We start from the raw sequence: 14881 nt of genomic DNA, 5'->3' as shown, positions 1-14881 counted from the left end.
TCATTGCAAGCAGACGCAATAGGCGTCGACGAAGCAATCTCAGGCAATATTCCTGAGATTGCCACGCTCCTTGTAGTCGCTCGCAATGACGTGGTAAATTCATCCCATTATATACATAATAATTGATATAGTAACTACCGAGAAAAAAGTAGTAAATGTTATAATTGATGCCATAGAATCAGGATCACCATCAAGTTGACGAGATAAAACATAAGCCGTACTTGCACATGGAAGGCAGCTATATAATATTCCTACTGATCTATCTAATCCGTCAATAGACATTAACCATAGTACTACTACACTAACTAGAGGAAATGCAACTAATTTAACAAAGCTTGTAAACATTACGTTACGTAAAAGCTCTTGTCTAATAGTAAAATTAAGCCCTGCCCCAACATTTAGCATACCGATAGCTAAAGCAGCATTAGAAAGGCTATCTAACATTTTCTTAAGCCCTAAATGTAATTCAAGATTTAAGTAATTAAAAATGAATCCTACTAAACTTGCGATAATTAACGGATTACGCACAATTAATTTCATCATTAAAACAAAACTAGTGCTAATAGTACTAGTAACGGATTTATTAGGGATATAATAAGCGAAAATCATTACCGATAAAATATTGGTAAAAATAATCATATAAGAAGAAATAACGGCAACGATTGAAAGCCCGCTAGAACCAAGCAAGGGACTACTTACCCCAAAAAAAATGTAGCTATTATAACGAATCGATCCTTGAAAAATGGAAGTAAATTGGACTTTATCTATGTTGTATTTTTTTTGGTAAATTATAAGACCGATTGACACAAGAATAGTGGATATAACAAGAGCTACTACTAATTTAATTATGGATGTAACACTTAAATCGGCAGTAGATACGTAATTAAACAGCATGGCAGGAAATAGTACAAAATACGATAATTTCTCAATACCACGCCAAAATTCTTCTGAAGTTAACCATTTATTTTTGATAATACTACCAAGCAGCGTAATTAAAAAAATAGGTAACGTACTACAAAAAATTTCATTCATTTGTTAATAGTTTTTATTTTAACGTCATTGCGAGGAGCAAAGCGACGTGGCAATCTCATCAAACTTCTTGAAATTGCCACACTCACTTTTGTTCGTTCGCAATGACGCTTAGATACCCATGCGGGAATGATATATAGGCTACAACTGCCCTTCAACTAGCTTTTTCATTTCCTGCACCCCGTAAAGCTTTATAAAAGTCCCAAGTCTTGGACCTTCATTCTGTCCAAGCAATATTTGATATAAATCTTTGAAGTAATCACGCAGATTTTCATATCCTGCTTTCATTCCTATATCATATATTGCTTTCTGAATTGCTTCAGCTTCGGTTTGATCAGCTATATCAGATAACATATCTAATATATCCTGCAAAATAACCTTATGCTTTTCAGAAGGAGATAAATATGATTTATGTGCTTTAATAAAGTCATTATAATATCTTATAGCAAATTCTGCTAAATGGTCAAGATAAGGGTTAGTATTTGGAGTTACTTTTGGCTCATATTTGCTTATAAATCCCCAAAGCACCGATTTATTGGAAGGATTACACACAGAAGTAAGATTTAAAAGCAACGAATAAGTAATTCCAAAAGTCTCAATTTTCGGTACATTTCCGTGATGGATGTGATAAACAGGATTTGCATAACGCTTTGCCCTATTCTCTTCTAAATGATATTTCTGATTAAAAGTAATGTATTCATCAACATTTTTAGGAATTACATCAAAAAACAAACGCTTAGCTCTAGTCGGATTTTGATACATAAATAATGCCATACTTTCAACAGGAGCATATTTAAGCCAATCATCAACGCTAATACTATTGCCTTTTGATTTTGATATTTTCTCACCGTTTTCATCTAAGAATAACTCATAACATAACTGCACCGGCGGCTTTCCTCCTAGGATTCGGCAAATTTCTGAATAAAGACGAGCATTTGCCAAATGGTCTTTGCCGTACATCTCATAATCGACTTGAAGCGCAGCCCAACGCATACCAAAATCCGGCTTCCACTGTAATTTGCAATGCCCTCCCGTTACCGGTACCTCTCTATAATTACCGGCTTTGTCTTTATACGTTACAGTGCCTGCTTTAACATCCCATTTCTCTATAGGCACTTGCAGTACCTTACCTGTTTTCGGACATATAGGCATGAAAGGTGAATAGGTAGCCTTACGCTCTTCTCTAAAAGTTGGTAGCATTAGCTCCATTATCTCGTCATATTTCTCAAGCACCATTATCAGCATCTCATCAAACATACCAGCTTTATAACAGTTAGTACTGCTATAAAATTCATACTCAAAGCCGAATTTATCAAGGAATGAGCGAAGCTTTGCATTCATATAATGCCCATAACTTTCACATTCACCGAATGTATCAGGGATAGAAGTAAGCGGCATATCCATATACTGTGCCACCATTTCAGGATTTGGTATATTGCTAGGTACTTTACGAAGCCCGTCCATATCATCGGAAAAGCAAATTAGTTTAGTCGGAATATCAGATAATTGCTCAAATGCTTTCTGTACCATCACCATACGGGCATTTTCACCAAAAGTACCGATATGAGGTAAACCTGAAGGACCGTAACCCGTTTCAAATAATACATACCCCTTCTCAGGAATTTTACCGTTTAAGCTGTCTAATATCTTCTTAGCCTCAACAAAAGGCCACGCGTTTGACTTAATAGCATCTTCCCAAATTTCTGACATTGATTTTTCTTGCACTTTAATTAATAATCAGTGACAATATACTAAATTTATTTATTTGTAAAATATCAAATTAAACGCCGTCATTGTGAGGAGCAAAGCGACGTGGCAATTGCATCCAACTTCCTGAGATTGCCACGCTCCTTACAGTCGCTTGCAATGACATTAAAAACAAAAAAACATGCCATTTAATACTACTATAAATTACATCAGAAAAGATAGTTATAAAGTTCTACATTTAGGACTGATTGCAATTTCTATAATAGCACTTGCTATCGCTTATATTGCTGAATATATATTCCATTATACACCCTGTCCTTTATGCGTTTACGAACGATTCCCCTATTTAACCCTAATCAAAATTTGCTTAACTACTTTAATCATTCGACAGTTAAATAAGTATACTTTAATATTCATTCTCCTAACTATTCTTAGCTCTTGCATATTATCAACCTATCATAGCTTCGTAGAAAGAGGCATAGTACAACCAAGTGCTCTTTGTTCATCAATGATGCGCATCCCGAAAGGCTTGTCTATACACCACATCAAACAAATGTTCTACTCACAGCCAATCACGTCCTGCACGAAACCTGCAATCAAAATCTTTGGTATTTCTATGACAGAGTATAATCTACTCTTAAATATCGCTCTTCTAATCTGTTTACTCCTCGTTTTGTTTTATCCAAAGTCTAATTAATAGTTAAAAAATTAACTATTAATTTGCAAAAATTAAAAATATTGTGTATAATGACAATTCTAATATTTTTATATATTTCAATTTTTTAAGAATTAGTTAGGAAAATAATAATTTCAACTAATTTAAAAAAGAGTAAAAACTATGATGAATGATCATGAAAACAATCTACTCGCAACACTAGCTTTTGGTGAACTTAGCAAAGTTCAAGCTTATTAAAAAAAGGTGTTAACCTTGACAAACACAAAAATGCACGTGGAGAAACAGCATTACACCATACATTATTTACAGGATATATGGACAGAGCTAAATTATTACTTGAACATAATGTTAGTCCTAATATTAAGGATAATTACAGACAAACGATTTTACATAAACTCATATCATTTAATTCTATAGATAAAATGGAATTTTTACTTCAAAATGCTACTAATATTGATTTAGAAATAAAAAATCATTATGGCTTTACGCCTTTATATTCTTCAGTATTTGATGAAAATATTAAGGCTGCCGAGCTTTTACTTAAAAATGGTACTGATGCTAATTTTGGTTTCACTCCTTTAACAAGCATAATGCAAAGTCAAACCATCACACCAATTGCAAAGCAAGAATTAATTGAGATTTTACTTCAACAAATAGTAGATAACAATAACCCTCCTAAAAGAGTTTGGACATTTGAGCATTTAAATGTAAATAATGAGATTATACTTAAGTCTTTATTAACTTATAATAAACTACTAACCTTTAATAATATCTCTAATAATTTTTTAACTATTAATAATGTTAATATTGATGAGGTAAGACCTAAAGCCATGTTTGAACTCAAATATTCAAATAATATTCATCATAAAGTAGTCAATAACTTTCTTAAAGATGCGATAGTTAACTCAGACAATAAAACAGGAAATAAAAATTTTATAGACAGTTACAATAAATACAAAGGTTTTTTAAAAAAGAATTATGATGCATATAAATATCAAATGGATAATAACCTTCTATATTTTCACCCCCCAATTACTTCATTAGGAACATTTGAAGATCCTACTTTTACAAAAAAGATTGAAAGTATTGCCGCATTTTTTAACAAAGATACACAATCCTTAGAATATAAAGCATTCAAGACACTTTTATCTTTACATCCTAGTTTTAAAATTACGGGTAGTGATATTATATTAAAGGAAGTAGCAACAAGTAAAGCAACAGGGGACAAACTAAATATCACATTTGATATGAAAAGTACCAAAACAACCTCTTATTAGACTGAAACTCAGAGCAAATAATTTATGATTCAGCTAATCTTTTTGAAACTGAACTAACAGGCAATATTGCTTAATTCTTATGCCATTCCTGCGGGAACGCATGAGTTTCAACTAAGAATCTATGTCATTCCTGCGAAAGCAGGAATCCATTAACCTCTAATATCATCCCGCGACTTGATCGCGGGATTCAGTCTTGTTTAATTTTTTTTCTGGACCCCGTGGTCAAGCCACGGGGTGACAGTCATTTTATGGATACCCGCTTTCATGGGTATAACATTGAGTAAGACTGCTCTTAATTTAATATCCATGCACAGAAGCAGGAATTCTCAGTCACTAAAAAGTATAAACATACTAAATTTTTAAAATTAAAAGCTCAAATAATTTCGCTTTTTTCTAGATTCCTGCTTCCGCAAGAATAACATCACTACAAATATTAAATTTTATTAATTAATAATTAAAAAATTAACTATTAGCTTGCAGAAATTTAAATATTATATACAATAATGCTCGCACGACAAAATAATATTTAAACATAAAGGAATATTTATATGATGAATCAACCAATAAATAATGCTAATTACAGACTTCCAGACGGTAGTACGGTTTTACATAATGCAGCACGTATAGGGCACGGATTAATTATGAATCCTGAATTTTATTCTGATGATGTTACAAGAGAGAAATTAATAGAAAAACTTTTTAATTATAATATTAACGATAATAATCTAGTAATAGCTCCGGTAACAGCATCAGCACCAGTAACAAACCACTACTTCTACAAAAATAGCAGCAGAGAACAATGTACGTGCACCAAACTATGAAATATATGACACCTTAATTGAAGCTAAAGACATCCGTACACCGTTTAGTATAGCAGTCTCGGCCGGGAATACAAATATTGTTCAAAAATTAATTGAGCAAGGTCATGATGTCAATACTAAGGATGAAAAAGGAAATACGGCATTATTTTATGCAAGCACTAAAGAAATAGCTAAAATTTTATTAGACAAAGGGACAAGTTTTGAAGTTGAGCATGAATATCTATACTCACCTATACATTATGCGGCAACAATAGGAAATAAGAAGCTTTTTACTTTAAAAAAATGTGGATGTTAATACTAAAGATGGCAAGGGACGTATACCTATATATTATGCAACTTATTCTAAACAGCACGAAATAACTCAAATTTTATTACAACCCGGCAGTGAAATTGATACAGTAGACAACTATGGCGACACACCTTTTTTCTATTTGCTACTAAAGCATGAATCAAGTTAAAATAAAACGTTACTGGACTTCTTTTTAAATAATAACGTTAATCTTAATATTAATGCGTGTGGTGAGTCAATTTTTAATCACGAACTCACATCAAGAGATAAATGGTTACTTGAGAAGTTAATATCTAAAGGTGCTGATATAGGACAAGACGTTCTACTGCGTAATCCATTCGATCGCAGTATAGCAGAACTTGTCAAGATAGGTATTGATAAAGAAAAGATAGTTTATGCATTAAAAAATATAATTCTCATATTAATAAACAATTAAAAATTAACACCATACAAAAATACTTGGGTGCAAAATCAGCCAACAATTATAAAGACATGGATGTTAATGATTATAATTTACCGGATGAAGAAGGGTTTGCAAAAAATACACATGAACAATTAAAAGATGTTATGCAACGTCTTAAAAACAGTGAAGATAAAGATGGTATTATTAATACATTAATTGAGATTAGTATTAATGAAGATACAAGAGCAGAGTTAATAGAAAAAGTTTTAAATTATAATGTTAATGATAATAATCCTTTAGCAGCTCCAGCATTAGTTACTCCTGTAGCAGCCCCCTATAGTACCGGCTCCATCAACTTCAACAGAAAAAAAGTTATCAGCTGAATTGAAGACACGCCTTTACAATAGGAAAAATAAGGATGATATTATTAATTTCGTGCTTCTTTATCAGACTACTAACGAGAATGTAAAAAGTGAGCTAATAGATTATATTTGTGAATATTCTTTCGGTACTGAATTAGCCGGACAGATAGGTGCAATATTCAATTCTAATTTAAAATCTCCTTAAGTTCTTTCAAAGAAAAACCCGGTGGTTTTAGGTAGTCTAGTACTACCTTACCACTATCTAAGACTATAAGCCTTTTGCCGTAATTTACAGCATCTTCTAAATTATGCGTGATCATAACGGAAGTTATCTTATGTTTCTCTATAATTTCTGCTGTTTTTTTCATCACTTCCAAAGAAGCTTTCGGATCTAAATTTGCCGTATGTTCGTCTAGAAATAATATTTTAGGTGGATGAGCTATGCTAAGTGCCAGCAGTATAATCTGCTTTTCTCCACCGGAAAATTTACCTAATGGCTGTGAAAGTAAAGGCAAAAAGCGTTTAGGCAAACCTGTAAGCTCTAACAACTCGCTACTTGTTAACCGTTCATTACTAGAGAATCTACTTTCCCACAAAATGATATTTTCTTCAAGGGTTAGCTCGGTAAATAGCCTCTCTTCAGCTTTTTGTGTTAATGTAACTAATGTAGAAGCTTTTTGTCCTTTAGGTATTGTATCGATTCTGACTTGATCTAGACACACTTTCCCGTTAGTAGGTTTTAAATAGCCAGCAAGTATTTTAGCTAAAGTAGACTTACCGCTACCGTTATGACCCAATATTACAACAAACTCTTCTTTAGCAATATTTAAAGTAGTTTCAGCAATTATAGGTTCGGTTCTTTCTTTAACTTTGAACTGTATATTTTCTGCATATAAATAAGGTTTCATAAAACCTCTCTTTTTACAGAACCCAACGAAATAAACAATACTATCCCTAAAATAAGCTTAAGATTTATCGGATCGATGCCAATTCGGAGTAAAAAGCCCAGAGTAATGAAGTAAAATAATATACCTATCAAACAAGAAAATATCTCTTTAAATGCATTAAAATTATTAGCATGGATTAAAATATGACGCCCTATAACAATCGCACCGATACCGACTAGTGCTACCCCGAAACCCATATTAATATCGGCAAAACCATTTACTTGTGCAGATAAAGTACCGGTTAAAGCAGCCAAACAATTACTTATGCTAAAACCGATAGTACGATAAAGCTCGGCAGGTTTTCCTAAATTAATCAATAAATCTTTATTAAAACCAAAAGCACGAAGAAATAAACCGAGCTTACCTTTTAATAAAATTATAACCGAACATATAATAAGACAATTGATGATTATTAAAGGTATTAACCAATTTTCAAGATCTAATACAGATAATAGAGTCGGCATACCAAGAACCGATATATTAGGACGCTGCATAATTTGTAAGTTAACCGAATAAAGCATAAAACTTGCAAGTATTCCGGCTATAAGCCCGTTAATTCGGTTATTCTTCTGCATAAAACTAACTATACTGCCTATAATTCCGCCTGCTATTACGGCAAATATTAATGCAGGAAATAACCCAAATGAAAGGCTGCGGGCAAACACTGCTGCACCAAGTACATAAGTACCGTCTACGGTAAGATCAGTAATTTTGAGAATCCGATAACTTATATACATCCCTAAAATAAGCGGCAGCATTATTAAGGATTGCTCAAGAGCAGTAACTAAAATGTTCATGTTACTACTCTTCAATTTCTTTACGCGCGAAAGGAAGTACGGATAAATTTTCTTTAGTAAGAATATCTTGTTTAACAAATGATTTAAGGTTAATAAATAAAGTTAAGTCTTTCATATCCCCAAATGGAATATCTTTCGGTTCTATTCCTTGTAAGATTTTTTTTGCCATTAAACCTGCTTCTACGCCTATTTGTTTCTCTTGTACTCCTACCGCAATAGTTGCCCCGCTAATTACTGAACCTTCATCGGAAGCAATTATCGGAATACGGCGTTTAAACGCTTCTTGCTTTAAAATATTAATCCCACTGACTATTAAGTGATCTTTCAAAATTATAAAACTCTGCGTATTTTCAGGAGCATTTTTTACAGCCACAGGCATATCATTGAAATTTTGTATCATTACCGTGTGCAGAGAAATATTGTTTTGTTCAGCATATAATTTTAACATTGCTACTTCAGGTATAACTTTCTCGCTACTGCTATAAATTAAAGTGATATTCTGTAAAAAAGGTAATTTACTAATGGTGTCAGTGATTTTTATCTCATCGTTAACACCGGTAACTAAAGGTAGGTTTTTACTATTAATCATAGCAGCAGCACAAACAATTGGTTTATTTGTTATATGAGAAATAACAGTTTGACTGGCTGTCGTGCCTATTGGAATTATTACATCAATATCCTGATCTGTTATTTGCTTTATAATGGCAAGTAAAATATTAGAATCAGCATGAGCATTTTTAACTATAATTTCTGCATCTATATCTTTTAATGACTCTTTAATTCCTGATATAATCTCAGTCATTGCGGCATGTTCAAGTGGAACAATGACTGCTACTTTTTTTTGATCCGCATAAACTGCAGCTGTGATGAATAAAACAAAAAGAAAAGAAAAAAATTTTTGAAAAATACTAGAGATAAACATTTTAATATCCTGTTATAAGTTATAATTTAATAATCAAAATTTAAATTTGCATACAGCAAACACATAAACGCAAAAAATTATCTACGCCAACGCCAATTTTGTATTAAACTATTAACCTTTAAAGATATCATAAATATTTTTAACTGTAGAAATATAAAGTAAAGATAAAAAACTTATCTTTCTTTGACTAGAAGCTAAATAGTCAAGAAAGCTCTACCTAGAGGCTATCTGTAAATAATTTAATTACCAATGAAAACTTATTTACAGATAGCCTCTTAATTTTTAATGTTTAGCACCATTTTAAGATTATGTCAATAACCAATAAAGACAATTCAGCACCCATGCAGCAAGGCTTGCAAAATGAAAAAGGAATTCATTTCTTAAACTATGTTTGTTCTAATACTGTTTGCCCTAGTAATTGCGATAGAACATCTTGGCCTGCTTCAGTCCAACTTACAGGTGGCTCTTCGTTTGGTAAACCTGTACCATACCGATCATTAAATACTCTAACTGCTTGCTGAGTAAATTGATCAAATGTACTTGTAGATTCTACTCCATAGCCATATTCTTTTAAATTTGCCTGTAAAGTATTAACTTTTTCTCCAGTACTATTAAGACTTAATAATAATTTACTCTTTTGCTCTTGTGTAGTCTCAAAATATCTACCAAAACCAGCTTCAGCTAATGCTTTCCAAGGAAATTTTGATCCAGGAGCTATATGAGCATTTCCTTCTCGGTTTACAGTTACTTCACCAAGACCGACTAAATCATGTTTTAAATCTAAATTTGGATATCTTGCTGCTACATCCTTAAGAAATTCTTTTAATTTCCCTATTTGCTCTTCAGGAAAATCACTTTTTGCATCATTAATAAGCATGACCCCAATACCAAACTTATTAACACCTACTTCTCCTTTCCAACTACTCTTGCCTGCATAAAAAGCTTGATCTGTTAAATCATTATGATATTCCTTTTGAGTCCCATCCTTATCAATTATGTAATGAACACTTGCACCTCGCTCATCCAATACTGCACGAACAGCCTTAATATCATTGATTACAGAATAAGTAATTACTACACAGGTAGGTTTTACTCCTTCCGGTCTTGGAGACATATATTTACCGTTTGGACTATTGGTATTACTAATACCGTTATTTTCGATAGCCTTACTTTTACTCATAAACTTCCTCCAACATATTTAATAATTGTTGATGATTCAGAATTTACTAAACCTTAACAAAAATTAATACTTTGGTAATGCTAAGTCAATAAAAATTTAAATATTATTCACAAGGTATCGATACTGATCTGACAAGTTCAATGATTATTGTTATTTGGATTTTGTACTCTAGTAAATGCTCTAGTTAACGATAACAGTGCTCTTTCCATAGTCCTTGATAATTCTTTATGATCAAAAGAGATGTCATGTTCATATTGCCCTTCTTCTTCAGCAAATTATTTAAGAAATCACTTTCTATTTCTTTGAATAGATATTCAATTTTATTATTAGGAGTATTTTCATCGTCAGCTTTTAACTTTTCTTCTTCAGAACTATTAAAGAAATATTTTAAAGGCGTATTTAAAACTCTTGCAAAAACATATAACCTCTTATAGGTATATTACTTAAACCTTCTTTATATTTTTAAACTTGGAGAGCACTAATATCTAAAGCTTACCCTAATTCTTTTTGGCTAATACCTACAGCAAGACGTCATTCTTTTAAACGTTCACTTGCAAGTTTGTCTGGATGTTTTTTATTGAATCATTCATTTTAATAATAAGCGTTAATTATTAATAATAAAGGCTATTCAACTTTAAATATAGTATATATTAATATATTTAATTAATCAAACAACTTTATTAAAAATTTAATATAATAATGCTAAAACCCTTTGGTTATCAAAAATCAAGGCTAATAAATAATTAATTAAAAGTATAAAAACGATGAGCAATAGAATAGTAAAATTACCGAATTGCGAGAATATAGTGGGAGAGATTAGTTTTTTAGGAATTAAACTTTGAATATAATTTATTTCATTTAGATTTAGTTTTTTTATTGCTCTGCCAAAAGGATCTACTATAGCTGAAATACCGTTATTCGCTACTCTAATCATAGGTAAACCGTTCTCTACGGCTCTACTTCTACTAATATGAAAATGCTGATATGGACCGCTTGATTTACCATACCATGCATCATTTGTAATATTAATTATTACATCGGCTATTTCATTATTCGTCCGTACAAAATCAGGAAAAATAGATTCATAACAAATCAAAGGTTTAATTTTAAGATTATATTTTTCAAGATAAACAAACCCTCCGTTGCCTTCTTTATAATCAATTAAACCATGAGTTAATTTTTTAAATGGTAGTATCTTTTTAAGAGGCATATACTCACCGAAAGGTACTAAATGTGATTTATGGTATTCAAATAATTTATGATGATTTTTATCAAGAGCATACATAGCTGAGTAAAGTTCAAACTCATCACCTTGTTTTTTATTATCCGAAATTCCTCCTGTTATCAAAATAGCATTTGTAGAATTTAGCATTTTTAATAATTGTGATTTAACTTGCGGTATATCATCAGGTACTACTAATGCTGCCTCAGACCAAATAATTAAATCGGTAGGTTCCAAATTTTCCGATAAATTAATATGTAGCATTAAATTATGCCAAAATTCTTCTTCATTCCATTTTTCGGTTTGAGGTATTGAAGGTTGCACTAATCGTACTTTTATATCAGTGAAATTTGTATGGTTATTACTTAGCCTTACTGCTCCGTAAATGACAATTATGGTTAATACTAGGACTGAACTAGCTAGTAATATTTTTAACTGAGTAAATTGCTTGCTAAATAAAGGATAAGCTGATGTAGAAATATATATAACTATAAAACTAAGCCCATATATCCCTATTATACTTAAAGGCTGTATTAAAATATCTGAAAACGAAAAAGCATAACCTATCAAATTCCAAGGAAAACCGGTAAAAATCCACGAACGTACCCACTCAAATAATACCCAACATAAACAGAATATAAATTGGTAATATTTATTATTTTTAACAAAAAAACTAAGCATACAGCTTGCCGATATAAAGCAAGCTAAAACTATAGGTAGTCCAAATAACGCAAAAGGAATTGCCCACCAAAAATCTGCAATATAAACGCTAACACCGATACTTATCCAATATATTCCACTTAAAAAATGCCCAAAACCGAATAAATAACCAAATTTTACGGCTTCTTGCCAATTTTTGGATTTTTGAACTATATAACATAAGTAAGATAATGTTAATAATGCCGGTATAAAGAAAGTTGGAGCAAAAACTAAACCGCTTAATATCCCTAGCAGTAAACATATGATTTTAGGTTTATACATTTTTATCGATTATTTGTTTACAAAATAATACATCATGCTATCATTTCAGCAAGTTTTAATATAATGAGTAAATAAATGACTACAGGATTACTACAAGGAAAAAAAGGCTTAATTACAGGTATTGCAAATAATATGTCAATATCGTGGGCGATTGCACAGCTTGCTAAAAAACACGGAGCAGAACTATGGTTTACTTATCAATCGGAAGTACTAGAAAAACGAGTTAAACCACTCGCTGAAGAAATAGATTGTAATTTTGTTAGCGAACTTGATGTTACGAAGCCAGAATCAATTAGTAATTTATTTGATGATATAAAAGAGAAATGGGGTAGCTTCGATTTCTTACTTCACGGTATGGCTTTTGCCGATAAAAATGAATTAAAAGGACGTTATATTGATACTAGCTTAGAAAATTTTCATAATTCTTTACATATATCATGTTACTCTCTTTTAGAACTCTCAAGGTCCGCAGAAGCCTTAATGCATGACAGCGGAAGCATTGTGACATTAACTTACTACGGCGCTGAAAAAGTTATACCTAATTATAACGTTATGGGAGTAGCCAAAGCTGCACTTGAGGCTAGTATAAAATATCTAGCAAACGATATGGGAGAAAATAATATTAGGGTAAATGCTATTTCGGCAGGACCTATCAAAACTTTAGCATCTAGTGCAATAGGTGATTTTAGTACTATGCTTAAATCTCACGCCGCAACCGCACCGTTAAAACGTAATACTACCCAAGAAGATGTAGGAGGAGCAGCAGTATATTTATTTAGTGAATTATCTAAAGGTGTTACTGGTGAAATCCATTATGTAGATTGCGGTTATAATATTATGGGAAGTAATAAATTATTGTAGGCATTAATGTCATCCCCGCGAAAGACTTGCTTATATGGACCAATAAAATCCACTATGTCCCCCCGTGGCTTGACCATGGGGTTCATAAAAACAATAAAAAATACTAACAATATTAGTATTTTAAGCTAGATCCCGTGAATAAATCACGGGATGACAGCTGCATTTTTCAAGTCACACAATAAAATCATCACAATCCATGATTTCTTTTTTTAAGGTGTTCAGGTTTTGGAGGAACAGGTGGCTTTTTAGATTTTGCCTGAACCTTTTTAGCCTCTAACAGCAATGCTGGATTCTTTAATCTATTTAATTCTTTTGCGATTTGTTTTAACTGTTCTTGTACTTCTATCTTTAAAGGAGTATGAGAATTTTTCATTTTACTATTTATTATTGTGCCTATTTTTTCAAGATTTTCTTTAGAAATGGAATATGATTTTATACCTATATAATTAATAATCTTTGACCACCAAGTTTGTCTTTTATCTAATCCTTGATATATTACATCTACTAAATCATTTTTTTTGAATGTTAATATATAATCAGAAACTCCTTCTAAGGATTTAGATAAATGCCTTTTTATTTCTCCTTGTCTCTTATCTTTAATATTTACTTTTTTGTCTTTCTTGAGTTTTATTATTGCTTTTTCAATTATTGAAGATATCTTAGTTTCTTTTCCTTCATGTGCTTTATTTTCTAAATTTTCTTTGGTATTAAAATTTATATTAGTTCCTATTTTAGCATCTATTAATTGTTTAGCATACTTACCGTTAGGATCTTGTATTTCTCGCTCTATCTCAGCAGATTTTAAACCTAATTTTGTATATATATCTGATTCTCGGAAAAGTGGAGCATATAATAAAAAATTAATACTTTGAGCTATTCTACTATCTATCAAATCTTTAGAATCTCTTTTGGGATAAAATTTTTCTTGTAAAATACAATAGTGATCTAATATTTCCTGTGTTATATCTTGTACATCAAGAGATTGTAATTCTCCTTTATCATTAAATTTTGCTTTCATACCTGAGCGTTTTGCTTCCAATAATAATATTTCTTGAAAAACTTTATTATTAGGAGTACGACAAACGAAATTAGGATCGTTATCCGGCATTAATTCATTTGCATTTTCCATTATTGCTTGATTGAGTTTATGTAATTGCTCTTTATTAAGCTTTTTATCTAACAAACTTATAAAAGCTTCTCTTTGTTTTTGCTTACTTGCAGTACTAAAAGCCTGCTGCATCTTTTGCAAAACACTAAAATCAAAATTTTTGTTACCTATTTCTTGGATAACTAAATTTGCTAAATTTTTTGTTTCAGTATTCACTGTTTCTTTTTTATTTTTTGTAGCCATATTTATTATTAATCTCACTTATAATTATTTAAATATTAATGATAGATTAAATTAAT

Annotated in this window: 13 protein-coding genes and 2 pseudogenes; 7 read left to right on the top strand and 8 right to left on the bottom strand. The window is 31.4% G+C overall.

Features of this window, described 5'->3' with window-relative positions:
* Window positions 1-99: 99 nt before the first annotated feature.
* Both QUD19_RS04770 and QUD19_RS04765 read right to left on the bottom strand, forming a co-directional pair.
* Window positions 100-1032 carry an AEC family transporter gene (locus tag QUD19_RS04770; RefSeq protein ID WP_498807655.1) on the bottom strand — a complete coding sequence of 311 codons (933 nt, stop codon included), beginning with the start codon at window positions 1030-1032 and terminating at the stop codon, window positions 100-102.
* A gap of 138 nt (window positions 1033-1170) precedes the next feature.
* Complete coding sequence (locus QUD19_RS04765) at window positions 1171-2739, bottom strand: lysine--tRNA ligase (RefSeq protein ID WP_498807653.1); 1569 nt, start codon at window positions 2737-2739, stop codon at window positions 1171-1173.
* A gap of 178 nt (window positions 2740-2917) precedes the next feature.
* Here QUD19_RS04765 and QUD19_RS04760 point away from each other — a divergent pair, with 178 nt between their 5' ends.
* The 6 genes and pseudogenes from QUD19_RS04760 to QUD19_RS04735 all read left to right on the top strand — a co-directional run bounded on the left by QUD19_RS04760 (window position 2918) and on the right by QUD19_RS04735 (window position 6671).
* Window positions 2918-3433, top strand: a complete 516-nt coding sequence (locus tag QUD19_RS04760) for a disulfide bond formation protein B (protein WP_498807652.1) — start codon at window positions 2918-2920, stop codon at window positions 3431-3433.
* A 221-nt stretch (window positions 3434-3654) separates the two neighbouring features.
* A pseudogene (locus QUD19_RS04755) lies at window positions 3655-4689 on the top strand (ankyrin repeat domain-containing protein); the annotation flags it as partial.
* A gap of 548 nt (window positions 4690-5237) precedes the next feature.
* Complete coding sequence (locus QUD19_RS04750) at window positions 5238-5510, top strand: hypothetical protein (protein ID WP_498808713.1); 273 nt, start codon at window positions 5238-5240, stop codon at window positions 5508-5510.
* The gene (locus QUD19_RS04745; protein ID WP_498808685.1) at window positions 5473-5805 is read left to right on the top strand and encodes an ankyrin repeat domain-containing protein; all 333 of its coding nucleotides are present in this window, start codon (window positions 5473-5475) and stop codon (window positions 5803-5805) included. The genes QUD19_RS04750 and QUD19_RS04745 overlap by 38 nt, the downstream gene beginning before the upstream one ends.
* Window positions 5795-5968: an ankyrin repeat domain-containing protein gene (locus QUD19_RS04740; protein WP_498807650.1), complete on the top strand. Its 174-nt coding sequence runs from the start codon at window positions 5795-5797 to the stop codon at window positions 5966-5968. The genes QUD19_RS04745 and QUD19_RS04740 overlap by 11 nt, the downstream gene beginning before the upstream one ends.
* A gap of 290 nt (window positions 5969-6258) precedes the next feature.
* Window positions 6259-6671: pseudogene (locus tag QUD19_RS04735) on the top strand (hypothetical protein).
* Between the two features lie 78 nt (window positions 6672-6749).
* On the opposite strand, the gene QUD19_RS04730 reads toward QUD19_RS04735, so the two are convergent.
* The 5 genes from QUD19_RS04730 to lnt form a co-directional block, all read right to left on the bottom strand.
* A complete protein-coding gene (locus QUD19_RS04730; protein WP_498807648.1) occupies window positions 6750-7472 on the bottom strand; it encodes an ATP-binding cassette domain-containing protein in 723 nt (240 codons plus the stop codon).
* Window positions 7469-8308, bottom strand: coding sequence for an ABC transporter permease (locus QUD19_RS04725; RefSeq protein ID WP_498807646.1), 840 nt, complete (start codon window positions 8306-8308; stop codon window positions 7469-7471). The genes QUD19_RS04730 and QUD19_RS04725 overlap by 4 nt, the downstream gene beginning before the upstream one ends.
* A gap of 4 nt (window positions 8309-8312) precedes the next feature.
* Window positions 8313-9230: an ABC transporter substrate binding protein gene (locus QUD19_RS04720; RefSeq protein WP_498807644.1), complete on the bottom strand. Its 918-nt coding sequence runs from the start codon at window positions 9228-9230 to the stop codon at window positions 8313-8315.
* Between the two features lie 385 nt (window positions 9231-9615).
* Window positions 9616-10410 (bottom strand): N-acetylmuramoyl-L-alanine amidase, encoded by a 795-nt coding sequence (locus QUD19_RS04715; RefSeq protein ID WP_498807643.1) that lies wholly within the window; start codon window positions 10408-10410, stop codon window positions 9616-9618.
* A gap of 688 nt (window positions 10411-11098) precedes the next feature.
* A complete protein-coding gene (lnt, locus tag QUD19_RS04710; RefSeq protein WP_498807641.1) occupies window positions 11099-12613 on the bottom strand; it encodes an apolipoprotein N-acyltransferase in 1515 nt (504 codons plus the stop codon).
* A 75-nt stretch (window positions 12614-12688) separates the two neighbouring features.
* On the opposite strand from lnt, the gene fabI reads away from it, so the two are divergent.
* Window positions 12689-13474, top strand: coding sequence for an enoyl-ACP reductase FabI (fabI, locus tag QUD19_RS04705; RefSeq protein WP_498807640.1), 786 nt, complete (start codon window positions 12689-12691; stop codon window positions 13472-13474).
* 187 nt (window positions 13475-13661) lie between these two features.
* Here the strand turns inward: fabI and QUD19_RS04700 are convergent, their stop codons facing one another.
* Window positions 13662-14825: a DUF5410 family protein gene (locus QUD19_RS04700; protein ID WP_498807639.1), complete on the bottom strand. Its 1164-nt coding sequence runs from the start codon at window positions 14823-14825 to the stop codon at window positions 13662-13664.
* Between the last annotated feature and the right edge of the window lie 56 nt (window positions 14826-14881).

The organism is Candidatus Rickettsia kotlanii, from assembly GCA_030295365.1.
GTDB lineage: Bacteria > Pseudomonadota > Alphaproteobacteria > Rickettsiales > Rickettsiaceae > Rickettsia > Rickettsia kotlanii.
This window is presented reverse-complemented; position numbering and strand designations above follow the sequence as displayed.

What these genes read in the sequence shown, in the direction of transcription:
- QUD19_RS04770 (WP_498807655.1), bottom strand. Translation starts at nt 1,032, where the DNA reads ATGAATGAAATTTTTTGTAGTACGTTACCTATTTTTTTAATTACGCTG.
- QUD19_RS04765 (WP_498807653.1), bottom strand. Translation starts at nt 2,739, where the DNA reads ATGTCAGAAATTTGGGAAGATGCTATTAAGTCAAACGCGTGGCCTTTT.
- QUD19_RS04760 (WP_498807652.1), top strand. Translation starts at nt 2,918, where the DNA reads ATGCCATTTAATACTACTATAAATTACATCAGAAAAGATAGTTATAAA.
- QUD19_RS04750 (WP_498808713.1), top strand. Translation starts at nt 5,238, where the DNA reads ATGATGAATCAACCAATAAATAATGCTAATTACAGACTTCCAGACGGT.
- QUD19_RS04730 (WP_498807648.1), bottom strand. Translation starts at nt 7,472, where the DNA reads ATGAAACCTTATTTATATGCAGAAAATATACAGTTCAAAGTTAAAGAA.
- QUD19_RS04725 (WP_498807646.1), bottom strand. Translation starts at nt 8,308, where the DNA reads ATGAACATTTTAGTTACTGCTCTTGAGCAATCCTTAATAATGCTGCCG.
- QUD19_RS04720 (WP_498807644.1), bottom strand. Translation starts at nt 9,230, where the DNA reads ATGTTTATCTCTAGTATTTTTCAAAAATTTTTTTCTTTTCTTTTTGTT.
- QUD19_RS04715 (WP_498807643.1), bottom strand. Translation starts at nt 10,410, where the DNA reads ATGAGTAAAAGTAAGGCTATCGAAAATAACGGTATTAGTAATACCAAT.
- lnt (WP_498807641.1), bottom strand. Translation starts at nt 12,613, where the DNA reads ATGTATAAACCTAAAATCATATGTTTACTGCTAGGGATATTAAGCGGT.
- fabI (WP_498807640.1), top strand. Translation starts at nt 12,689, where the DNA reads ATGACTACAGGATTACTACAAGGAAAAAAAGGCTTAATTACAGGTATT.
- QUD19_RS04700 (WP_498807639.1), bottom strand. Translation starts at nt 14,825, where the DNA reads ATGGCTACAAAAAATAAAAAAGAAACAGTGAATACTGAAACAAAAAAT.